Genomic DNA, 21,603 nt, shown 5'->3' with positions numbered 1-21,603 from the left:
TAATGATTGAAGTAACGAATATACATAAGTCATTTGGCGACAATCATGTCTTAACCGGCATCGATGCTGTCTTTGAACCGGGAAAAGTAAGTTTAATTATCGGTGGCTCCGGCTCCGGAAAAAGTACCTTATTGAAGTGTATTGTTGGCTTGCACCAACCTACTCAAGGCAAGGTTTTCTTCGATGGACAGGAGTTTACCCGCATGAGTTTTGAAGAAAAGGTACCTATCCGTAAGGAAATTGGGATGCTGTTCCAGAACTCGGCGCTATTTGACTCCATGACGGTGGAGCAGAACATCGTATTTACCCTCGATATGTTCACCGAGATGAGCAAACAAGAGAAAATAGAACGGGCTAACTTCTGTTTGGAACGCGTGAACTTGGCCGGTAAAAACGACTTGTATCCCTCGGAGCTGTCCGGTGGGATGAAGAAAAGGGTAGGAATTGCCCGTGCCATCAGTATGAACCCCAAATACTTATTCTGTGATGAGCCCAATTCCGGGCTTGACCCTGCCACCTCCATCTTAATCGATGAATTGATTCAGGAGCTTACCGATGAATTCAAATGTACAACGGTGGTCGTGACCCACGATATGAACTCGGTGATGGGTATAGGCGATTATATTCTCTTCCTATTCAAGGGGCAGAAATATTGGGAGGGTTCCAACCAAGATATGTTGAAATCCGATAATCAGGAATTGAACGACTTTGTATTCGCCAGTCCCTTAATGAAGGCTGCCCGCGATACGATAAAGCCCTAAGCCAACCCGCAATCTTTGGCTAATATTTCTATCTTTGCAAAAATTTTTACATTGAGCACAACAACACAAATACAATTACTTACTCCACAACATTGGAAAGATTACGAGTTGATCGACTGTGGCGATTTTGAGAAGTTGGAACGTTTCGGTGAACTGATCTTGATCCGCCCGGAACCGCAAGCCGTTTGGCCGAAAAGCCTTTCCGAAGCCGAGTGGAATAAGCGCCATCATATTAAGTTTAAAGGTCGCTCGGCAACCAGTGGCGACTGGCTAAAGAAAAACCCCAAGATGGCCGATCGTTGGCATATCAGCTATAAAAATAACGACGCTGCCATTAAGTTCCGTTTAGGATTAACCTCCTTTAAACATGTGGGGATTTTCCCCGAGCAGGCCGTGAATTGGGATTATATCTCCAGCTCCATCAAATCGTTCAGCACGCCAAAGCCTAAGGTGTTGAACCTATTTGCCTATACAGGCGGGGCTTCCTTAATTGCGAAGGCTGCCGGAGCAGATACCACGCACGTCGATTCCATTAAACAGGTGGTTACCTGGGCCAATGAAAACCAGGAGCTTTCCGATCTTAGCGATATCCGTTGGGTGGTGGAAGATGCCTTGAAATTTGTGAAACGCGAGCTTAAGCGCGGCAATACCTATAACGGTATTATCCTCGATCCTCCTGCTTATGGCCATGGCCCGAAAGGGGAGAAATGGAAACTGGAAGATCATATTATGGAAATGATGAAGGATGTGGTGCAATTGCTCGATCCGAAAGAGCATTTCCTGATTTTGAATACCTATTCCTTAGGCTTCTCCTCGGTCATCGTAGAGAACTTAATCCGTACTGCATTTCCGCAAGTAGAAAACCTCGAAATTGGCGAACTTTACCTTCAAGCCACGGCAGGCCCTAAATTGCCGCTGGGCGTGTTTGGGAAGTTTAGAAAAACAATAAAATAAGAAAAGACCATCGCGAGATGGTCTTTTTCTTTCATAGGTAGCGGTGTTAAACCCGCAAAGGCTCTAATTGTAATTCATATTTTCGCAGCTGCTCCATAAAGAGGTCTTTCGACTCCCCAAAACTATGTTGCACCTCCTGTTGTAATTTTCGGTAATAGGAAATCCCATCCAGTAATTGCGCCTGAAACTTCTGTATATATTTCTTCTTTTTCTGATCCAGGTCGGCTAAATTATCATGCACATACGTGCGAAGGTGCTTTACATAAAGCTCCAACTCGTTGACGAAAAAGGAAGGACGTTCCACGTTTTTAAGAATATCCAAACGGCCGTAGATATGATCCACCATCTCCGATAAACTGTATATTTTATTGAAATAGGCTGTATTTGGCCCCGGGCAAATGGCGACAGCATCACGCTCCCGCGGTTTTAATATCCGGTATTTCAAATAGGCCGGTGTCGCCAAACCCTCACATAAGCATTGTTTCTCCACAATTTTCTCAAAGGCTTGTGCATATTCCTTTTCTGGAAGCTGCTGGGCGTCCAGTTCTTTAATCTTATGCTGTTGGTATTGCCGCGATGCGGTGCAAACAGGCTCATCGCCACATTCTAGGCTAGAAACCAAGTATTTCTTGGTGCAGGGGTAGCCGGGTCTTCCTTCAGCAATGCGCTTCAAGCGGTTTAATTCTGCTGTGCTTTTCCTAAAGCTGTTGAATGGCACACCTAGGGGTGAAGCGTTGCTGATGTAGAAATCAGAGGCTTGGGCCGTTGCCAGGTTCTGTAAGGTGTCGTCATCAACCGTAGTGGCTTCCGGTACCAATAGGAAGGGCGATCCCCAGCCTACACGGTCTACGCCATAATGATCTATTAAAAACTGATGTTCACCATTGGTGCCAACTCCACCCTGCACGGTTAATTTCACGGCAGGGCAGGTGCTCATGCTTAAATTACGCTCGGCTAAGGCCACTTGATAAAGCCCAAAAACCTCCTCGGTCAATTGGTTTTTATTGCGTTTAAATTCATCTAAAATCGGGCCTAAAAGGAAGCCTTCGGTGGCAAACGCATGTCCCCCACAATTTAAGCCCGATTCAATGCGGTATTCGGAAATCCAAATCCCCTTCTTCGCTAAAAACTTTGCTTGGATTAAGGCCGATCGAAAATCGGAAACCTTCAGGGTAATCCTTTTTTCGAATTTCCCGTCGGCATTTGGCATAAATGCCGAAAACTCGGCCAGGTAGGCATATAACCGGGGGTTCATTCCTGCAGATAGCACCACGGCAGATTGCAGTTTGCTCTGCGCAAATCCGCGTAAGGCTGCCGAGGCATCCGAGAAATGCTCCGCAAGGAGCTCCCCCTCTTTACTGTAATTTAACTTATCCACTTTCGCCATCAGGTTCACGTCGATGTCACCCGCCTTCATCTGCATTTGCATCGCCAAGGCAAGGGCATCGCGATCTTTGCCTTCAGGAAGGCTGCGCCATTGCTGGTAATCATTCTTCAAACGACCTTCCGGCAATAAAGCGAAATATTTTAGGGCATGCCCGTCTTTTTCCCAATCCGAATTCCGGATATAATAGAGCTGCTTGTTCACCAAGTCTTGCACCATATTCAAATAGGCGGTTATTCGCTTAGCGCGAAAGTCTTCCGAATGCTTGGCAATAGGGAAATAGGGTAAAAAATTCTCTTGGCTATAGTATGCACGCATACGCTCAATTAATTCATCATCCACAATGGAGATGACCGAGGAAATGCCGTATTGTGCTACTTTAAGAGGGGTATCGATGGAAAAGGCTAAACCTAATACGGGAATATGAAATGTATGCATCGTTATCTTTTTCAGATGCGCAATTAGCACAATTTTTCCCAATAAAAAAGTAACCTACTGGGGGTGTTAAAAATGATAATGCTCACTTAATTAAAGTATTGCTTCACTTAAATACCCCCGATAATAGGGTTGTTTCCCCCTGGTTTTACCTAAAAACAATGGTTCTGTTGCCGTGCAACATTACCCTTTCTTCGGTCAATAATTGAATCGCTTTGGTCAGCACGGCCTTTTCAATTTCCTTGCCCGCGGTGCGCATACGTTGAACATCGTAACTATGGTCTATAGACTTTGTGTTTTGCACTATAATAGGGCCTTCATCCAAATCGTCCGTCACAAAATGGGCCGTGGCCCCTATAATCTTTACACCCCGGTTATGGGCCTGCTGATAGGGATTGGCTCCAATAAAGGCCGGTAGGAAGGAATGGTGAATGTTGATGAGTTTTCCCTTAAATTGGCGCACAAAATTTGGCGACAGAATCCGCATAAACTTAGCCAGAATGATGTAATCTGCTTGATAGCCTTGCACGCATTGGGCCAACTCGCCTTCAAATTCTTCTTTGCTCTTTTCCTCATGGCTGATGTGATGGAAAGGAATTTGAAATTTATCGGTAAAATCTTTTAAGGTATCGTAATTGCCGATTACGGCAACCACCTCGGCCTGTAAGGTTTTAAAGAAATGACGCACCAAGATATCCGCCAGGCAATGGTGCTCTTTGGTAACTAAGATGACCAGCTTTTTCTGGATATCGGGGTTAATGCTCAATAGGGTGTTCTTTGGCAGCTGCGCTTGCAGGTCTTGCTGTAGTTTCTGCTGATTAGACAGCACACCCGAGCAGGCCACCCGCACAAAGAATTTATGCTCCTTTTCGTCAACAAATTCACGCATGGTGACGATATTGAGCTGATGCTGTGCCAGCACATTCGAAATATTGGCCACAAGTCCAACGGCATCCTGACACTGGATGAGGATTAAGGTTTGATGATGCATGTTAGGTTAGGTTGTAAAAAAGGGGAGGCGAACCTCCCCCAATGCTTAAACGGCTTCTTTAGCCAATTCTTCTTCAATGTCAACTTCCACCCGTAGGTTATTGACAATATGTTGTTGACGATCAGGCGTATTCTTGCCCATATAATACTCCAACAATTGTGATAATTTATTGTCCTTTGATAAAATCACCGGCTCCAGACGCATGTCGTTGCCAATGAATAAGCCAAATTCCGAAGGAGAAATCTCTCCTAATCCTTTAAATCGTGTAATCTCCGGCTTTCCACCCAATTTAATAATCGCTCTTTGGCGTTCCTCGTCGGAATAACAATAGATGGTTTCTTTCTTGTTGCGTACGCGGAATAGCGGCGTTTGCAGAATGGAAACATGTCCCGCCTTCACCAAATCCGGGAAGAATTGCAGGAAGAAAGTCATTAACAATAAACGGATGTGCATACCATCCACATCGGCATCCGTAGCAATCACGATATTGTTGTAACGTAATCCTTCAATGCCGTCTTCAATATTTAGGGCATGCTGCAACAGGTTGAATTCTTCATTTTCATACACAATCTTCTTGGTCAGGCCATAAGAATTCAGAGGCTTACCTTTTAAGCTGAATACCGCTTGGGTTTGTACGTCCCTAGATTTGGTAATGGAACCACTTGCTGAATCACCCTCGGTAATAAACAGGGTAGTTTCTAAGTTGCGATCGTTTTTATCGCTGAAGTGAATCTTACAGTCCCGCAGTTTACGGTTGTGTAAGGATGCTTTTTTAGCCCGCTCATTGGCCAGTTTTTTAATACCGGCTATGTCCTTACGTTCGCGCTCCGATTGCATGATACGCTTTAATAAAGCGTCTGCCGTAGCCGAGTTTTTATGTAAGTAATCGTCTAAGGCCTTTTTCACAAAATCGTTGATAAAGGTACGCACGGTAGGGCCCTCCGGACCGATACTTTGAGAACCTAATTTGGTTTTGGTTTGTGATTCAAAAACAGGCTCTTGTACCTTGATGGCAATGGCGCCGATAATGGATGCCCGAATATCGGAAGCATCAAATTCTTTTTTATAAAACTCACGAACCGTTTTCACCAACGCTTCCCGAAAGGCAGCCTGGTGAGTTCCGCCTTGCGTGGTATGCTGCCCATTCACGAAGGAATAATACTCCTCGCCGTATTGCTGGCCGTGGGTCATGGCAATTTCTATATCTTCCCCTTTCAGGTGGATAATAGGGTAGCGCATGCCTTCGGTTTCCACATTTCGCTCCAAGAGGTCCTTAAGACCATTCTCCGAGATAAACTTCTGTCCGTTAAAGTTGATGGTTAAGCCCGAGTTCAGGAAAACATAATTCCAGATCATGTTTTCAACAAACTCCAAACGGTATTTATAGTTCTTGAAAATGCTGTCGTCTGGATAGAAAATAACCGAAGTACCATTCCGCTGGGTCGTTTCCTTCTGCTCGTCGGCCAGTAACTCGCCTTTGCTGAATTGCGCAATACGCGTTTGACCTTGACGATACGACTGCACCGTAAATTGATTGGACAAGGCGTTTACTGCCTTTGTACCCACTCCGTTTAATCCGACCGATTTTTGGAAAGCCTTACTATCGTATTTACCCCCGGTATTGATTTTGGATACCACATCCACCACCGATCCGATGGGAATACCACGTCCATAATCGCGAACCGAAACTTTATTATCATTTACAGTAATATCGATGTTCTTTCCGGCGCCCATCACAAACTCGTCGATACAGTTATCGACAACCTCTTTCAGTAATACGTAAATCCCATCGTCGTAAGCAGAACCGTCTCCCAACTTCCCGATGTACATACCTGGCCGCAGGCGGATATGCTCTTTCCAGTCGAGGGATCGAATACTGTCTTCGTTATATGCTGTCATAATTATGCTTGAACTAAATGAACCAGAGCAAAAATATAAAAAACTTTTTTGATTCCGTTGTACTGGGTAAAGAGCTGCTTTTGGGTGGTGTTTTTGTTATTGCTTTTTTGAGGCTTTGCACTTCCCTTGTTGCGCCCTTTGCAAAGGGGTTTGATACGGGTGAGAAAGGGGTGAGAAAGGGGTGAGCAAGGGGTCTACGTTGGAGGAGGTTTTAATTTGTCTTATTGTCGTCGTTTTGTCGTCGTTTTGTCATCGTGAGCGGAGTCGAACGACTGGTACGTCAGTGCAATCAACAATGCTTAACCAGCTTATTAACAACACTTTGTTTAATGCTATGGCAGGTGCTGTCATCGAGGAGTTGAAGGACGAATAATTGCTGCATCAGTAGGCATAGAAAAGTATATTTTGTTAATTAAGTGATTGATGTCAAGAGTGTTAGGTGTGATGGATTGCACTGACGTACCAGTCGTTCGACTCCGCTCACGATGACAATACTTGCCGCAACGCAGTACATAGCGTGCCGCAGTTTACTAGCATATCGTGCCGTAGTTTGTAAGCAAAGCTTAACAAACAATGCCACTTCATGTCATCACCTTCCAATAAATTTTGCAAACATTTTACCCCCTCACGATGACAGCACGATGATAAAACGATGGTAAAACGATGATATTACGATGGCAAAACGAGGACAAAATGTGGTAGAACGCCTGCCGCTGTTTACTAGCAAAGCGTTCCACCATAAGAGAAAATATTACCAAAACGGTAATAATTTCCCTTATATTTGTTTATGCGAATTATAGCGGTTAAAACTTTGAAGAATTACATGAAAGATTTCCCAAAGTCAGAACAACCACTATTGGCATGGTATGATGAATGCTTAAATGCGGAATGGAATACGCCTAATGAATTAAAAGTTCAGTTTGGAAATGCGTCTATCCTTTCCGACAAGCGAGTAGTTTTTAATATTCATGGCAATACCTATCGCTTAATTGTAGATATAGAGTATAGACTAAAAATCGTTTTTATTGTTTGGTTTGGCACTCATAAGGAATACAATAAAATAGACGCTAAAAACATTGATTATGGTAAAGCCCATTAAGTCTGAAGAACAGTACGAAAGTTATTTGGAAAGGATCTATGCCTTAATGCAGACCGATTTAAAAGCAGATTCTTTGGAGGCTGATGAAGTTGAGATTCTTTCTATTCTTGTGAAAAATTATGAGAACACGCATTATGCCGTTGAAAAACCCAATCCAATAGATGCCATTAAATTTCGTTTAGACCAGATGGGGAAAAATGAATCGTATTTAGGTAAAATCCTAGGGGCGTCTAGAAAATCTGAAATCTTGTCTGGTAAGAGGAAGTTAAATCTTGCACAGATTAGAAAAATAAGTAAGGAGTTAAATATTTCTGCTGACGTTTTAGTACAAGAATATTAATAAAGTAAAACAAGAGAAGCAGCCACGCTGCTTCTCTTGTTTTTACTTTATTTAAAATTTCTTATTACAATTTTTTATTCTCCTCTACCGAAGTCGTCTTGTACGCGGACGATATCATCCTCGTCAGATGGGTTACTCGAGTCGGTATGTTGCCAAATTTCAGCGACTACGCCATAGGATTCCATACCTACTAAGCGGTGTCTTTCGCCTTGGCTCAGGCGGATAGAATCGCCTTCTTTCAAGATTTTTAATTCATGTTCTTCATCGTTCGGGCTGGTTACTACCCCTACTTCGCCACGGATCACGCGCCATATTTCTGCACGGCGGTGGTGGTATTGCCAAGATAAGCGTTTATTAGGCCCTACGATTAATATTTTCGGACTTAACTTACCTGAGATTTTAAGGTCTTGAACATCTAATCCCTCGAAGTATGCATTGGCAAACTCCTGTGCTTGGTCCTCATTGATGACAAAAAATCCGCCCCAAGGTCTATTTTGATCTACACTTTCAATCTTAAAGCCTTTGTCGGTTAATTTTGCTTCTATTTCTTGGAACAAATCATTTTTATCAATATATGCCATGGTTATGTATGTTTACATTGGTGAAGATAATATATCTTTTGAATTAATACAAGGATTTAAAAAGCCCTTAATATGATTTCCCGTATATTTGCAGCGTAAATTTGCTGTTGTATGTCTGAAGCTTTTGATACCCAAAACGATATTTTTGCCCAAGCTGTTGCCTTTGTTAATCAAACCCAACAACCTATCTTTCTTACCGGGAAAGCCGGGACGGGGAAAACCACTTTCTTGAAGTTTATACGCAAGCATAGCTACAAGAAAATGGCGATTACGGCACCTACAGGTGTGGCGGCCATGAATGCGGGGGGAACTACCCTGCACGCCTTATTTTGGCTACCTTTCGGGGTATTTGTCGAAGATCATCCCCTGCAATGGGAAGATCGGGATCAGTTTATCTACAATAAACATCGCTTATTTAGCACCATTAAACTGACCAAGCAGCGCCGTGCCATCTTGCAAGAGCTGGAATTGCTGGTTATTGATGAGGTTTCCATGGTGCGTGCCGATACTTTGGACGCTATTGATGTGATCTTGAAAAGCGTGCGTCGCGATATGCGGCCTTTTGGTGGAGTGCAGGTGCTCTTTATCGGCGACCTCTATCAGTTGCCACCTGTGGTGCAAGATCGGGAGTGGCAGGTCTTAAAAGACTATTACAGCTCAGTATTTTTCTTTGATGCCAAGGTGTTCAAACAACAGCCGCCCATCCTCATTGAATTGCAGAAAATCTATAGACAGCAGGATGATGCATTTATTTCGGTGCTGAACGGCATTCGGAATAATGAAACCACTGCCGAGGATCTGGAGAAGCTAAATGCCCATTATCAGCCAGATTTTGTGGCGCCCCAGGGCGAGCAATACATCACCCTGACCTCGCATAACCGCTTGGCCGATCAAATCAATCAGGAGAAGCTGATGAGCCTGGAAACGAAGATGCACCAGATTAAATCCATTATCAAAGATGATTTTCAGCAATCCATCTTTCCGGCCGATGATACGTTGAGCTTACGCGAAGGAGCCCAAGTGATGTTTATCAAAAACGATACAGGGGAAGATCGTCGCTATTTTAACGGGAAAATCGGAACGGTAAAGGAGATAAACCTGCCCAAGCATCAGATTATTGTTTCTTTTCCGAATGGTGAAGAGGATGTGGTCGTGAAACGGGAAACCTGGGAAAACATCCGCTATTCGTACAATAAGGGTGATGATAAAATTGAAGAACAGGTATTAGGTACCTTTTCGCAATTCCCATTGCGATTGGCCTGGGCCATTACCATTCATAAAAGTCAGGGCTTGACCTTTGATAAAGCGATTATTGATGCAGGGACTTCTTTTGCAGCAGGGCAAGTGTATGTGGCTTTAAGTAGGTTGACGGGCTTGGAAGGCCTAGTGCTGCGCTCTAAAATATCCTCCTTTGCTATTCGTACGGACCATCAGGTGGTCAACTTTATGAAGCAGATTGCCGCCAAAGATGAGCTGGATGATATCTTGCAGAAAAGCCGGCAGAACTACCTGGGGCAGATTTTATTGCATAGTTTTCGTTGGCATGGCCTACGGGATGAATTGGAGAAGCTGCTGGAGGAAGTGCAAGGCAAGAAAATGGAGCAAAAGGAAGAGGCCGTGGCCTGCCTGCAAGGAATATTGAGCGAGTTGAAAACGCAGGAACAGGTGGCCAATAAATTTATGACGCAGTTGCATGGTTTATTGAGCAAGCGGGAGGAAATTGATTACGATTTGATTTGCGAACGCTCTAAAGCTGCCGTGAACTGGTTTTTGCCCGCCTTTGAGCAGAAGTGCCTGTTGGCTTTGGAAGAACACCTAGAGGCCTGGAAAGTAAAGAAAAGAACCAAAAAATACAGTACCCAACTGAAGAGCTTGCTGTTAGATTTTAAGCGCAAGTTTGAGCAGCTAAAACATAGTTTGACCATTGCTGAAGCCTTGACCAAGTCGAGCAATGAGTTGGGGGAGGAGTTATTGACCTGGACCAAGCCGAAGGACGATATTCCTGCGGAAGCCGAATCGGACAAGGAGAAGGACACGAAAACCATTAGCTTGGAGATGTTTCAAGATGGGATGGAGATTGCCGAGATTGCCGAGAAGCGCAATATGGTGGTAGGAACAGTGTATGGGCACCTGATTAATTTTATGGGCACAGAACTGGAAGCTACCGACCTGATGTCGGAAAAGGAGCTGGAGCAAATTGTTACAGTGATTCATAAAAATCCGGAGGCCACAACCTTAGAGCTAAAGACAATGTTAGGGGCGACGATAGATTATCCGGCCATCCGCATTGCGCAAAAGCATGTGGAATTAGCAGATGGAAAGGCCTAGACCCGGTTTTTTAATTATATTTGTTGAAATTGAAGCCTGTTGAAAGACGATAAATCCAATAAGAAAGTCAATAAGTGGCTGGTTTTTACCACCATGCCCTTCCAAATGGGTGTGACCATTTATGCTTTTTACTGGTTAGGAACCTGGCTTGATGGCCGCTATGCTGTAGAGGGCGAGTGGTGGATGAAAGGACTGACCATGCTAGGGGTTTTGGTTTCGATGTATCAATTCATAAGGCAGGTGAACTATATAAATAAAAATGAATAAAATTATCGAATTCTTAATCTACTTAGTGCTGGTGACGGGTATTGCCTATGGACTGCATTATTTTGTGCTTCACATGTATGACCAAGACCACTGGTGGATAGGAACTGGCTACAACCTGACCAGCCTGTATTTATACGGTTCGATATCTTCTTTGGTTATCCTATTTATTTTAGTGGGCGCCGACTTCGCCATGCCTAAACACTTGGGCTTCATCTTCTTGGGATGTGTGGGTTTAAAGGCTATTGCAGGCTATATTTTTATTCAATCAGGCCTAAATTTATTGGAAAATAATTTTATTGAATTGAATTTCTTAGGGGTATTCTTTCTGTACATGTTTTTTGACGTGTACATCGCTTTCCGCCTGGTCAACAAAGAGATCAATCTTGTGGAAAAGTAATTTTTCAAAAAGTTTTCACAAATGTGAACTAATGCCAAAAAAAAATGTATTTTTGCGCAAATTTTGTCATAATTCAACACTACTTAAAATGGTGAGTCTTAAGAGAGTACTTTTATTTATCGCAGTATTATTTATCGCTGTAAGCCCGTTCCGTTCATTTGCCGCTGAGGAAGCGCATGGAAATGAGGGAAAAACTAAAGATCAAGAAATTAAGGAGCACATTGATCATCACTTGAAAGATGATTATTACTTCACTTTCTTTAGCCACCAAGAGTCTGGCAAGCATTATGGTTTTCCTCTTCCTGTTATTTTGATCGATAATGGTTTGCAGGTATTCTCTGCCGGAGAATTTGAATACGGCGCGAAAGTAGTGGAGAAAAACGGAAATTATTACAAATTATACCACAGCAAAATCTACAAAACGGATGCTGCAGGTACCATCACTTACGATGAAAAACATCACCCTACCAACGAGAAACCTTTGGATTTTTCCATTACAAAAGGCGTAGTAGGCTTAATGTTAACGACTGTATTGTTGTTTATCGGTTTCCTAAGCTTAGCGAAAACCTATAAAAAAGGACCGAATGCCATCCCTACAGGTATGGGCCGTGTGTTAGAGCCTTTAGTGCTTTACGTACGTGATGAAATGGCGGTTCCGAACATCGGACATCGTTACAAAGAGTTTATGCCGTACTTATTGTCGGTATTCTTCTTAATCTTTACTTTGAACATTTTAGGGTTAACACCACTAGGCTTAAACGTTACTGGTAATATCTCCGTAACGTTATGTTTAGCATTGTTTACCTTCTTTATCACCAACTTTAAAGGAAACAAAGACTACTGGAAGCACATCTTCTGGATGCCAGGTGTACCGGTTCCTTTCAAGTTTGTATTAGCGCCAATTGAGGTGCTTGGTATGTTGACTAAGCCATTTTCCTTGATGCTACGTTTGTTTGCCAACATTACGGCAGGTCACTCGGTAGTAATGGGATTAATTGCGATTGTTTACTTATTCCAACATCAATTAACGGTTCCTGGAAGTATCGGGGTGTCGATGTTATTGACCTTGATATTATTCTTCTTGGAATTATTAGTCGCGTTTTTACAGGCGTTTATCTTCACCATGTTGTCATCCCTATTTATCGGTATGGCGGTTGAAGAACACGCTCATCACTAGTTGAATTTTTTTGTTAAATTATATAAATAATAATTATTATGATCCCAAATTTAGTAGGTGCAGGTTTAATCGTAATCGGTGCAGGTTTAGGTTTAGGTAAAATCGGTGGTTCTGCAATGGAAGCTATCGCACGTCAACCAGAAGCAGCATCTAAAATTCAAACTGCAATGATCATCATTGGTGCCTTAGTTGAAGGTTTAGCATTCGGTGCTTTAATCTTAGGTAAATAAGCCCAAAGGTCAAAAATTAAAAGCATAACTTGTAACGGTTGGTTGCAAGTTATGTTTTAACAAAAAAACAAACTTTAAAATTTATATTTTATACATACATAAATGGACGCATTAATTCACGACTTTTCCTTCGGTCTTTTCTTCTGGCAATTTATCATCTTATTGATAGTTATCTTTATTTTAGGGAAGTTTGCTTGGAAGCCTATTGTAAACGCTTTAGAAGAGCGCGAAAAAGGAATTTCTGATGCTTTAGCTTCGGCTGAGAAAGCCAAGTTAGAGATGGCACGCTTAACCAATGAAAACGAGCAGTTATTGAAAGAAGCTCGTGAGGAACGCGATGTGATTTTGAAAGAAGCCAAAGAATTAAAAGATAAGATCGTTGCTGAGGCTAAAGAAAGTGCACAAGCAGAAGGTAGTAAAATCATCGAGCAAGCGAAACGTGAGATTGAAGATCAAAAGCTGAAAGCGCTAGCGGAAGTGAAGAACCAAGTGTCTTCCTTATCCTTAGACATTGCTCGTAAAGTATTAAGCAAAGAGTTTGAAGATCAAGGCAAACAAGAAACCTTAGTTTCTGATTTGTTGAAAGATGTGAAATTAAACTAATAGCTTACTAAAATTTAGAATTAACGTATGTCAGTTTTCAAAGTTGCTTCCCGATATGCCAAATCATTAATTGATTTGTCTAACGAGCAAAATACCTTAGATGCCGTTAAGGAAGACATGGATGCCATTGTTGCCTTAATTAAATCGAATGCGGAATTGCAAGCTGTTTTAAAGAATCCAATCATTAAAACAGATAAGAAATTAGGTATTTTAAATGCCCTATTTCAAGGCAAAGTAAACTCTACCATTTTGGATTTCTTCCGTATTATGGTGACTAAAGGACGTGCTGATTTAGTATTTGCAACAGCGCAAGAGTTTATTGCAGCCTACAATGAGGTAAAAGGCATTGTAAAAGCTGAGGTTACTTCGGCAAGCCCTTTATCTGAGGCGAATTTGGAATCCCTACGTGCAACCATTGCTCAACAAATTAATAAAGAGGTGTTATTGACCAATAAGGTTGATAAATCTTTAATTGGTGGCTTTGTGGTACGTGTTGGCGACAGACAGATTGATACCAGTATCGATGGTAAATTAGCGAAGCTAGAAAGACATTTCGAAGGATTAAACTAATCTTCGAAGACAAGAAATAATAGAATAAAAACCCCTTATACGAATTTAAACAATGATAGAGGTAAGACCAGATGAAGTTTCGGCAATTCTTAGAGAGCAATTGTCAGGCTTTAAGTCAGAAGCCGAGTTAGAAGAAGTGGGTACCGTACTCCAGGTGGGTGATGGTATTGCACGTGTTTACGGCTTAACAAAAGTTCAATCAGGTGAGTTGGTTGAATTTGCTAACGGACTACAAGGTATTGTATTGAACTTAGAAGAAGACAACGTGGGTGTTGTAATCTTGGGTTCTTCCGATGAAATTAAAGAAGGAGATACGATCAAACGTACTAACCGTATTGCTTCCCTACAAGTAGGTGAAGGAATGTTAGGACGTGTGGTGAACACCTTAGGTCAGCCTATTGATGGTAAAGGACCTATTGCTGGGGAAACTTACGAGATGCCTATTGAGCGTAAAGCGCCAGGTGTTATCTTCCGTCAACCGGTAACAGAGCCATTGCAAACAGGTATCAAAGCGATTGACGCGATGATTCCAATTGGACGTGGCCAACGTGAGTTGGTAATCGGTGACCGTCAGACAGGTAAAACTGCGGTATGTATCGATACCATCTTAAATCAAAAAGAATTTTATGATGCTGGTCAACCAGTATTCTGTATATATGTTGCTGTAGGACAGAAGAACTCTACTGTGGCGAACATCGTTCGTACCTTAGAGGAAAACGGAGCAATGCCTTACACGGTTGTTGTTGCGGCTTCTGCAGCAGATCCTGCGCCTTTGCAGTTCTACGCGCCAATGGCGGGTGCTGCCATCGGTGAGTTCTTCCGCGATACAGGTCGTCCGGCTTTGATCGTTTATGATGACTTGTCGAAACAAGCGGTGGCTTACCGTGAGGTGTCTTTATTGTTGAAACGTCCTCCAGGCCGTGAGGCATACCCAGGAGACGTATTCTACCTTCACTCTCGTTTATTAGAGCGTGCAGCGAAAATCAACTCTTCCGATGAAATCGCGCGTAACATGAATGACTTACCAGAGTCTATCAAGCATTTGGTAAAAGGTGGTGGTTCATTAACAGCACTTCCAATTATTGAAACGCAAGCGGGTGACGTATCAGCGTATATCCCTACCAACGTAATTTCCATTACGGATGGTCAGATTTTCTTGGAGTCGAACTTATTTAACGCAGGTATCCGTCCAGCGATCAACGTAGGTATCTCGGTATCACGTGTAGGTGGTAATGCGCAGATTAAATCGATGAAGAAAGTAGCTGGTACCTTGAAACTTGACCAAGCTCAATACCGTGAGTTGGAAGCTTTCGCGAAATTCGGTTCGGATTTAGATGCAGCAACCAAAGCCGTATTAGATAAAGGTGTTCGTAACGTAGAGATCTTGAAACAAGGTCAATACTCTCCAGTTTCTGTAGAGAAACAAGTAGCGATTATTTACGCAGGTACTAAAGGTTTATTACGTAGTGTACCGGTAAATAAAGTGCGTGAGTTCGAAGCAGAATATTTGACGCAACTAGAACAACGTCATCCTGAAGTTTTATCAGCGCTTAAAGCGGGTAAATTCTCTGATGAGTTAACAGACGTGTTAGAAAAAGTAGCTAAAGAATTAGCTTCAAAATATTAATTAGATAAGAGATGTGAGAGGAGAGGTCTGAGATAGGCAGACGGCAGTATTTCTGTTTAGGAATGTATCCGTTTATGCATCTCAAATCTCCCCGCTTACAGTCTAAATAAGATTTATGGCAAACTTAAAAGAAGTTAGAAATCGTATTACCTCAGTCAGCTCGACGCAGCAGATTACCAAAGCCATGAAAATGGTTTCGGCAGCTAAGTTGAAGCGCGCGACAAATGCTATTGTGCAATTGCGTCCCTATGCCAACAAGCTTAGAGATATCTTAGCACAAGTTTCCGCATCTGTAGAAGGTAATAATTCGCCATATACCCAAGATCGTATCCCAACTAAGGTGTTGATTATTGTGGTAACCTCGAACAGAGGATTGGCCGGGGCGTTCAATGCGAATGCTATTAAAACTGCCAATGCCTTGATCGCTAATAAATATGCCGATCAGTTCGCTAGGGGCGATGTTAGTATTATTGCTATCGGTAAAAGAGGTCATGATTTCTTTAGCAGACGTAATTTTAATGTAATTGGTAACCACAATGAATTGTTCAATAACCTGGATTTTGAAAATGTATCCAAGGTGACGGATTATGTGATGGAGCAATTCAAGGAAGGTCATATCGACCGTGTTGAGGTGGTTTACAACCAATTCCGCAACGCAGCTATGCAGATCTTAACGTCAGAGCAACTCTTACCTCTGTTGCCTGAGGAAAAGAATAATGATGTAGCCGCGGAGTTAGATTATATTATCGAACCTTCTAAAGAAAAGATTATTGAGGAGTTGATTCCGAAAGCGATCAAGATTCAACTGTTTAAAGCAGTTCTTGATTCCAATGCTTCTGAACATGGGGCGCGTATGACAGCGATGGATAAAGCAACCGAAAACGCGGGTGACTTATTACGTCAGTTGAAATTATCATACAACCAAGCTCGTCAAGCTGCAATTACAACCGAGTTAACAGAGATTGTTTCCGGTGCTGCAGCCCTTTCCAATGGATAAGCACATTGTATTTGTATAAGGAAAGCCGCTACTTATTGTAGCGGCTTTTTTTGGCTTTAAACCGCTCGGTATCTGCCTCATCCTATTGTTTTGACTTTTATCGTAATATTGTCAAAATATCAGTTTATGGGGTGCCCCCGAACATTTTTATACTTACATTTGTTCTACATTAATTACCCTAATTTTGGCTCCGATTGCTAGGTTCTCCCTGGAATTCGGCGCATAATAAAACTCGGATATGGCAAAGAAATTATATGTTTCCAATTCCACGGAATCCTCTAGGATGTTTAAGAATGATTTTTTGGAATCTTTAACAAAGGTGCATTTTACGGTGCCTTTGCTATTCTGGGTTCCTGTGATTATTTATTTTGTGTGGAAGGCGCTGGTACCGGGCGAGCTTGCCGTTGGTACTGTCGTTGCTTATTATTTGTTCGGATTGGCCTTTTGGACGCTGGCAGAATATGTATTACACCGATGGGTGTTTCATTTTGAGCCTAAATCGGCCTGGGGACAACGGATACATTTTATTTTTCATGGGGTTCACCATGATTTTCCAAAGGATCGCCTGCGCTTGGTGATGCCATTATCGGCAAGCATTCCCATGGCGACCATTATCTATCTGCTATTTAGTTTGTTTTTTAATGAATATACCCTTGCTGCATTTTTTGGAGGCTTTTTATTGGGTTATTTAATCTATGATGAATGCCATTATGCTATGCATCATGCGAATTTTAAATCCGGTTTATTTAAACGGATCAAAGATCACCATATGTTGCACCATTACTCGGATCCGGAAAAGGGATTTGGCGTAAGTTCCAGCCTGTGGGATGCGATTTTTGACTCTGGTTTTCCAAAGAAAAAGGCCGCAAAGGCTAGCAAGACCGCGGTAGAAAAAGAAAAATTACCGCAAAAGATTTAATAAGAAAGGGCTGCCTAAGAGCAGCCCTTTTGTTTTACCAACGGATTAAGGCCGAACCCCAGGTAAAGCCGGCACCAAAGGCCGCTAAACAAACTAGGTCGCCATCTTTAATCTTACCTTCTTCCCACGCCTCGCATAAGGCAATAGGAACGGAGGCTGCAGTGGTATTACCATATTTTTGAATATTGTTGAATACCTGATCATCGGACAGGCCTAATGTTTTCTGCACAAATTGGGAAATGCGCAGGTTGGCCTGATGTGGAATCAACATATCGATATCGCTTGTCTTCAACTCATTCTTCGCTAAAGCTTCTCCAATAACTTCTGGAAATTTCACTACCGCTTTCTTAAATACCGCCTGACCATCCATATACGGGAAAGCAGAGCCATCTTCCAACATTTCCTTCGTCATGAGCATGCCGCCCAGTTCTTGTTCTGGCCATTTCGGCATTTCATCTAAATAGCAGCCTGCCGAAGCGCCCGGATAATACATGGCTAGCTTTTCAGCGTCAGCACCATCGGAATGTAGGTGGGTAGATAAAATCCCTTTTCCGGCTTCAGTAGTCGGTTGTAGTACAACGGCACCAGCACCATCGCCAAAAATAACGGAAACAGCGCGCCCACGGGTCGAGAAATCCAAGGCAAAGGAATGCTTTTCGGAACCTACTACTAAAATGTTTTTATACATACCCGTTTTGATAAACTGGTCGGCAATTGATAAGGCATACACAAAGCCTGAGCATTGATTGCGAACATCCAAGGCGCCTACTTCTTTCATGCCCATTTCCCGTTGTAACAAAACCCCACAGCCCGGGAAGTAATAGTCCGGAGAAAGGGTGGCAAAAATAATGAAATCTATTTCTTCTGCCGTTGTATTGGCACGTTCGATAGCGATTTTAGAAGCTTCTACAGCCATGCTGGTGGTGGTTTCACCTACGCGATCGGCAAAGCGACGTTCCTTAATGCCGGTACGTTCTTGGATCCACTCATCGCTGGTTTCCATAAAGCGGGTCATATCTTGATTGGTATATACGTTCTTCGGGACGTAGTAGCCCAATCCTGCTATTTTTGATTGAAACATAGGGTCATAATTAATAAACAATTCGGCAAAATTAAGGAATTATTTGAAAAATAAGCTATTTTTGCGGTATGAGCGTTGAGGTAGAAACAGAAGCATTTACCCTGGAAGAGATCCTAGCCGTAACCAAGGAGTCCAATCGATTAATATTATGGAACGATGATGTCAATACTTTTGATCATGTGATCGAATGTTTGATGCATTACCTGCAATATGGCGAAGAAGAAGCATCCCGCATTGCATGGACCGTACATACCAAAGGGAAATGCGCCATTTTGGAAGGAAGCTATACCGAAATGGAAATCTACCGGAAGATCCTAAAGTCTGAAGGACTCTCTGTCAGTATTGAGTAAAAGCTGGTTCTACAGCGTAATAATAAAGTTACGTACCTAATACTTAGGGTATTATTCTGCAAATTTGTGCTATATACAGCTAACACGAATTACATGTTGAAGATACCTATACTATTAATCACCTTCCTATTTCCCTTTATTTTATTTGCACAAAAAGCCGTTATTCATGGGTCGGTTTCCGAGCATGACGGAACGCGCGCGGCTGTGGGGGCCAGCGTCAGTTTAATTCCTGCAGGTAATAGTAACACGCCTAAAGGTCAGCAGACTAGTGCCAGCGGAGCATTCCGTTTTGAAGGGCTCGCTGCTGGTACCTATCGCCTTCAAATCTCCTATTTAGGCCATAAAACCTATAGCCAGGGCAACATCAGCCTGACGGCAAACCAGGTGCTGAACCTCGGTAAATTAACCCTGCAAGAAGAAGGCGAAGAGATTGCTGAAGTCGTGGTGCAAGGGCGCGTTCCGGATTTACAGATTGGTATTGATAAAAAAGTATTCGATGTATCGCAAAGTATGGTGAGTGTTGGCGGTAGTGCCCAAGACCTATTAGGCAACGTGCCGACCCTACAAGTGGAATCGGATGGCGCCATCAGCCTGCGCGGATCGACTTCGGTTCGAATTCTAGTGGATGGGAAAGAATCGGCCATGGCAGGTTCGGACATCAACGCTTTCCTGCAATCCTTGCCCGCAGAGGCCATCGATAAGGTGGAAATTATAACCAACCCCTCGGCTCGTTACGACGCGGAAGGGCAGTCGGGAATTGTGAATATCATCCTTAAAAAGAATGCCCGTTTGGGTTTGAACGGGTCGGTGAATGTTTCGGGGGGAACCTATGAAAATGCCAATGCCGGCGTGACGTTAAATTACCGACCGGGAAAAGTAAATTATTTTGGTAGCTATAATTTCGCGAGACGGAATACTAAAGGAGACGGCTTTAATGATAACTCCGAATATATCAATGGGCAGATTACAGGGGTGAGCCCTCGGACAAGAAATGAAGATGTGAGCTCCCGTTTGGGCTATAATCACACCGTTCGTTTAGGGACAGATTATTATATCAACGATAAAAATACCTTAAGCTTGGCGGGAAACTTAAGCTTACGCGACAATGAACGTGGCAGAGAGATTAATTACCAGTATTGGAATGTGCCGAAATTAGGGTCTAGCAGTTTTCGGAATTCCTTACAGCATGAAGATGATATTGGGGTGGATGCCCAATTGGACTATAAACGCAGCTTTGCCCGCGAAGGGGAGGAGCTGATGGCCAATGTTTCCTTCGGCTATGATACAGAGGATGGAACCAACGACTACCACCAAACCTATGCAAACGGTATTGCGGATTTGAAACGAAAGAATACGACCTCTGAAATGGGTAAAAACTGGAACCTGCAGTTGGACTATACTTTACCTTTGGGGGAGGACCATAAATTTGAGGCGGGGTATCGCAGTATCATGCGCTATGCGGATGAAAGCCAGTTTTCGGAGTTAATGGATACCTTAAGCATGGAATTTAAACCGGATTATACCGTATCCAATGAGTTTGATATGAGCAGCACCGTGCATGCCTTATATGCTAATTACCAACGTAAGCTGAGCAGCCGTTGGGGTGCGCAGGTAGGCTTACGTGCCGAACAAGCCAACTTAAATACGACTATTTATGGATATGACCGGACTAACCCTTCGCAAATGACCATGGATAAAGGGAAATTGGATTATTTTAGGGTTTACCCTAGCGTGTTTTTAAGTTATGCAGTTGGCGAAGGAAAGAGCGATAAAGTGCAGTTGAGTTATTCCCGTCGGGTGCAACGCCCGCGTGGCTGGCAGGTGAATCCTTTTATCGATATGTCTAACGAGCAGAACTTCATGCAGGGAAATCCGAACCTGATGCCCGAAGATATTCACGCTACGGAACTGAGCTTTTCTAAGTTTTATGATAAATGGAATTTTGTAGCCTCGGCTTTCTATAGAATGGTTAAAGATGAGGTGCAACCTGTTATTTACAACGACTCCTTAATTGCAGATATCGTTGGCGACCGCACCAATATCACCTATGCGAAATGGGAAAATGCATCGGATATGAATGTTGGTGGATTTGAGTTGATCTCGAAGGTGAATATTTTTCCTTGGTGGGATGTTACAGGAAACCTGAATGTTTCCGCGATCCATTTTCAACCGAAACCGGGTTTAGGTTTGGAAGAACGCAAGAGTGCAAACTGGAATGGAAATTTAACGACGAATGTGAAGTTTACACCAACTTTCTCGGCGCAGGTGCGCGGAGATTATCGAAGTGGGATGAAAACCATGCAAGGACGCATGGAACCCATGAAAGGTGTGGATATCGCGATAAAAAAGGAAATGCTGAAGAATAGAGCGACGCTGATGCTTAATGCGCGTGATGTATTTAACAGCCGTAAGTTTGAGATGCACAATTACTTACCGGATAAACAGATCCATTTTTCGCATCGCTGGATGCGCCGCATGGTGACCTTATCCTTCTCGTATCGTTTTGGAATTCAAGACTTGAGTAAAAAGAGTAAAAACGAGTCAAACGATATGGGCGATATGGAAGGCCAACAATATTAAGTCTTGACATTACAATTTGTTTCCTTAAATTTA

Annotated in this window: 22 protein-coding genes; 17 read left to right on the top strand and 5 right to left on the bottom strand. The window is 42.8% G+C overall.

Translation table 11 applies throughout. The features are described 5' to 3' along the window. Positions 1–2 precede the first annotated feature (2 nt). Positions 3–761, top strand: coding sequence for an ABC transporter ATP-binding protein (locus GQF63_RS09450; RefSeq protein ID WP_160368986.1), 759 nt, complete (start codon positions 3–5; stop codon positions 759–761). Positions 762–812: 51 nt separating this feature from the next. Then, positions 813–1,715, top strand: a complete 903-nt coding sequence (locus tag GQF63_RS09445) for a class I SAM-dependent methyltransferase (protein ID WP_160368985.1) — start codon at positions 813–815, stop codon at positions 1,713–1,715. A 46-nt stretch (positions 1,716–1,761) separates the two neighbouring features. Here GQF63_RS09445 and GQF63_RS09440 read toward each other — a convergent pair whose 3' ends face one another. From GQF63_RS09440 to GQF63_RS09430, 3 genes are all read right to left on the bottom strand, one after another. Then, the gene (locus GQF63_RS09440) at positions 1,762–3,537 is read right to left on the bottom strand and encodes a hypothetical protein (protein ID WP_160368984.1); all 1,776 of its coding nucleotides are present in this window, start codon (positions 3,535–3,537) and stop codon (positions 1,762–1,764) included. 145 nt (positions 3,538–3,682) lie between these two features. Next, on the bottom strand, positions 3,683–4,525 hold the full coding sequence (gene purU / locus GQF63_RS09435) for a formyltetrahydrofolate deformylase (protein ID WP_160368983.1): 843 nt from the start codon (positions 4,523–4,525) through the stop codon (positions 3,683–3,685). Positions 4,526–4,570: 45 nt separating this feature from the next. Next, positions 4,571–6,424 carry a DNA topoisomerase IV subunit B gene (locus GQF63_RS09430; protein ID WP_160368982.1) on the bottom strand — a complete coding sequence of 618 codons (1,854 nt, stop codon included), beginning with the start codon at positions 6,422–6,424 and terminating at the stop codon, positions 4,571–4,573. Between the two features lie 17 nt (positions 6,425–6,441). On the opposite strand from GQF63_RS09430, the gene GQF63_RS19655 reads away from it, so the two are divergent. The 3 genes from GQF63_RS19655 (at position 6,442) to GQF63_RS09420 (ending at position 7,863) form a co-directional block, all read left to right on the top strand. Further along, complete coding sequence (locus tag GQF63_RS19655; protein ID WP_212592525.1) at positions 6,442–6,609, top strand: hypothetical protein; 168 nt, start codon at positions 6,442–6,444, stop codon at positions 6,607–6,609. A gap of 638 nt (positions 6,610–7,247) precedes the next feature. Continuing rightward, the gene (locus tag GQF63_RS09425) at positions 7,248–7,523 is read left to right on the top strand and encodes a type II toxin-antitoxin system HigB family toxin (RefSeq protein ID WP_246163443.1); all 276 of its coding nucleotides are present in this window, start codon (positions 7,248–7,250) and stop codon (positions 7,521–7,523) included. Continuing rightward, positions 7,507–7,863: a helix-turn-helix domain-containing protein gene (locus tag GQF63_RS09420; protein ID WP_160368980.1), complete on the top strand. Its 357-nt coding sequence runs from the start codon at positions 7,507–7,509 to the stop codon at positions 7,861–7,863. Before GQF63_RS09425 ends, GQF63_RS09420 begins: the two co-directional genes overlap by 17 nt. A 74-nt stretch (positions 7,864–7,937) precedes the next feature. Here the strand turns inward: GQF63_RS09420 and GQF63_RS09415 are convergent, their stop codons facing one another. After that, positions 7,938–8,444: a cupin domain-containing protein gene (locus tag GQF63_RS09415; protein ID WP_160368979.1), complete on the bottom strand. Its 507-nt coding sequence runs from the start codon at positions 8,442–8,444 to the stop codon at positions 7,938–7,940. Positions 8,445–8,555: 111 nt separating this feature from the next. Between GQF63_RS09415 and GQF63_RS09410 the strand changes: the two genes are divergently transcribed. The 10 genes from GQF63_RS09410 to GQF63_RS09365 all read left to right on the top strand — a co-directional run bounded on the left by GQF63_RS09410 (position 8,556) and on the right by GQF63_RS09365 (position 17,559). Beyond that, positions 8,556–10,772, top strand: coding sequence for a helix-turn-helix domain-containing protein (locus tag GQF63_RS09410; protein WP_160368978.1), 2,217 nt, complete (start codon positions 8,556–8,558; stop codon positions 10,770–10,772). 39 nt (positions 10,773–10,811) lie between these two features. Beyond that, positions 10,812–11,039, top strand: a complete 228-nt coding sequence (locus GQF63_RS09405) for an AtpZ/AtpI family protein (protein WP_246163439.1) — start codon at positions 10,812–10,814, stop codon at positions 11,037–11,039. Further along, a complete protein-coding gene (locus tag GQF63_RS09400) occupies positions 11,032–11,436 on the top strand; it encodes a hypothetical protein (protein ID WP_160368977.1) in 405 nt (134 codons plus the stop codon). Before GQF63_RS09405 ends, GQF63_RS09400 begins: the two co-directional genes overlap by 8 nt. 88 nt (positions 11,437–11,524) lie before the next feature. Further along, positions 11,525–12,613 (top strand): F0F1 ATP synthase subunit A, encoded by a 1,089-nt coding sequence (atpB, locus tag GQF63_RS09395; RefSeq protein ID WP_160368976.1) that lies wholly within the window; start codon positions 11,525–11,527, stop codon positions 12,611–12,613. 38 nt (positions 12,614–12,651) lie between these two features. Beyond that, positions 12,652–12,843 (top strand): ATP synthase F0 subunit C, encoded by a 192-nt coding sequence (gene atpE / locus GQF63_RS09390; protein ID WP_099367593.1) that lies wholly within the window; start codon positions 12,652–12,654, stop codon positions 12,841–12,843. Between the two features lie 102 nt (positions 12,844–12,945). Next, positions 12,946–13,446 (top strand): F0F1 ATP synthase subunit B, encoded by a 501-nt coding sequence (locus GQF63_RS09385; RefSeq protein WP_160368975.1) that lies wholly within the window; start codon positions 12,946–12,948, stop codon positions 13,444–13,446. Positions 13,447–13,473: 27 nt separating this feature from the next. Next, positions 13,474–14,016 carry a F0F1 ATP synthase subunit delta gene (locus tag GQF63_RS09380; RefSeq protein ID WP_160368974.1) on the top strand — a complete coding sequence of 181 codons (543 nt, stop codon included), beginning with the start codon at positions 13,474–13,476 and terminating at the stop codon, positions 14,014–14,016. A 52-nt stretch (positions 14,017–14,068) separates the two neighbouring features. Further along, positions 14,069–15,643, top strand: a complete 1,575-nt coding sequence (gene atpA / locus GQF63_RS09375; RefSeq protein ID WP_160368973.1) for a F0F1 ATP synthase subunit alpha — start codon at positions 14,069–14,071, stop codon at positions 15,641–15,643. A 115-nt stretch (positions 15,644–15,758) separates the two neighbouring features. Then, complete coding sequence (atpG, locus tag GQF63_RS09370) at positions 15,759–16,640, top strand: ATP synthase F1 subunit gamma (protein ID WP_160368972.1); 882 nt, start codon at positions 15,759–15,761, stop codon at positions 16,638–16,640. A 238-nt stretch (positions 16,641–16,878) separates the two neighbouring features. Then, on the top strand, positions 16,879–17,559 hold the full coding sequence (locus GQF63_RS09365) for a sterol desaturase family protein (protein WP_246163436.1): 681 nt from the start codon (positions 16,879–16,881) through the stop codon (positions 17,557–17,559). Positions 17,560–17,593: 34 nt separating this feature from the next. Here GQF63_RS09365 and GQF63_RS09360 read toward each other — a convergent pair whose 3' ends face one another. Continuing rightward, complete coding sequence (locus GQF63_RS09360; protein ID WP_160368971.1) at positions 17,594–18,640, bottom strand: 3-oxoacyl-ACP synthase III family protein; 1,047 nt, start codon at positions 18,638–18,640, stop codon at positions 17,594–17,596. A 68-nt stretch (positions 18,641–18,708) separates the two neighbouring features. On the opposite strand from GQF63_RS09360, the gene GQF63_RS09355 reads away from it, so the two are divergent. Both GQF63_RS09355 and GQF63_RS09350 read left to right on the top strand, forming a co-directional pair. Next, positions 18,709–18,990, top strand: a complete 282-nt coding sequence (locus GQF63_RS09355; protein ID WP_160368970.1) for an ATP-dependent Clp protease adaptor ClpS — start codon at positions 18,709–18,711, stop codon at positions 18,988–18,990. A gap of 93 nt (positions 18,991–19,083) precedes the next feature. Beyond that, a complete protein-coding gene (locus GQF63_RS09350; RefSeq protein WP_160368969.1) occupies positions 19,084–21,570 on the top strand; it encodes a TonB-dependent receptor domain-containing protein in 2,487 nt (828 codons plus the stop codon). Positions 21,571–21,603 lie beyond the last annotated feature (33 nt).

This window comes from Sphingobacterium humi (assembly GCF_009768885.1).
In the GTDB taxonomy this organism is placed as follows: domain Bacteria; phylum Bacteroidota; class Bacteroidia; order Sphingobacteriales; family Sphingobacteriaceae; genus Sphingobacterium; species Sphingobacterium humi.
The sequence above is the reverse complement of the archived record's forward strand: the minus strand, read 5'-3'. Positions and strand labels throughout refer to the sequence as shown.

Excerpts from the sequence above, each read along its gene's own strand:
- atpB (WP_160368976.1), top strand. The coding sequence starts at position 11,525 with ATGGTGAGTCTTAAGAGAGTACTTTTATTTATCGCAGTATTATTTATC.
- atpA (WP_160368973.1), top strand. The coding sequence starts at position 14,069 with ATGATAGAGGTAAGACCAGATGAAGTTTCGGCAATTCTTAGAGAGCAA.
- GQF63_RS09365 (WP_246163436.1), top strand. The coding sequence starts at position 16,879 with ATGGCAAAGAAATTATATGTTTCCAATTCCACGGAATCCTCTAGGATG.
- GQF63_RS09385 (WP_160368975.1), top strand. The coding sequence starts at position 12,946 with ATGGACGCATTAATTCACGACTTTTCCTTCGGTCTTTTCTTCTGGCAA.
- atpG (WP_160368972.1), top strand. The coding sequence starts at position 15,759 with ATGGCAAACTTAAAAGAAGTTAGAAATCGTATTACCTCAGTCAGCTCG.
- GQF63_RS09400 (WP_160368977.1), top strand. The coding sequence starts at position 11,032 with ATGAATAAAATTATCGAATTCTTAATCTACTTAGTGCTGGTGACGGGT.
- atpE (WP_099367593.1), top strand. The coding sequence starts at position 12,652 with ATGATCCCAAATTTAGTAGGTGCAGGTTTAATCGTAATCGGTGCAGGT.
- purU (WP_160368983.1), bottom strand. The coding sequence starts at position 4,525 with ATGCATCATCAAACCTTAATCCTCATCCAGTGTCAGGATGCCGTTGGA.
- GQF63_RS09355 (WP_160368970.1), top strand. The coding sequence starts at position 18,709 with ATGAGCGTTGAGGTAGAAACAGAAGCATTTACCCTGGAAGAGATCCTA.
- GQF63_RS09350 (WP_160368969.1), top strand. The coding sequence starts at position 19,084 with ATGTTGAAGATACCTATACTATTAATCACCTTCCTATTTCCCTTTATT.
- GQF63_RS09425 (WP_246163443.1), top strand. The coding sequence starts at position 7,248 with ATGAAAGATTTCCCAAAGTCAGAACAACCACTATTGGCATGGTATGAT.
- GQF63_RS09360 (WP_160368971.1), bottom strand. The coding sequence starts at position 18,640 with ATGTTTCAATCAAAAATAGCAGGATTGGGCTACTACGTCCCGAAGAAC.
- GQF63_RS09440 (WP_160368984.1), bottom strand. The coding sequence starts at position 3,537 with ATGCATACATTTCATATTCCCGTATTAGGTTTAGCCTTTTCCATCGAT.
- GQF63_RS19655 (WP_212592525.1), top strand. The coding sequence starts at position 6,442 with ATGAACCAGAGCAAAAATATAAAAAACTTTTTTGATTCCGTTGTACTG.
- GQF63_RS09420 (WP_160368980.1), top strand. The coding sequence starts at position 7,507 with ATGGTAAAGCCCATTAAGTCTGAAGAACAGTACGAAAGTTATTTGGAA.
- GQF63_RS09380 (WP_160368974.1), top strand. The coding sequence starts at position 13,474 with ATGTCAGTTTTCAAAGTTGCTTCCCGATATGCCAAATCATTAATTGAT.
- GQF63_RS09450 (WP_160368986.1), top strand. The coding sequence starts at position 3 with ATGATTGAAGTAACGAATATACATAAGTCATTTGGCGACAATCATGTC.
- GQF63_RS09410 (WP_160368978.1), top strand. The coding sequence starts at position 8,556 with ATGTCTGAAGCTTTTGATACCCAAAACGATATTTTTGCCCAAGCTGTT.
- GQF63_RS09430 (WP_160368982.1), bottom strand. The coding sequence starts at position 6,424 with ATGACAGCATATAACGAAGACAGTATTCGATCCCTCGACTGGAAAGAG.
- GQF63_RS09415 (WP_160368979.1), bottom strand. The coding sequence starts at position 8,444 with ATGGCATATATTGATAAAAATGATTTGTTCCAAGAAATAGAAGCAAAA.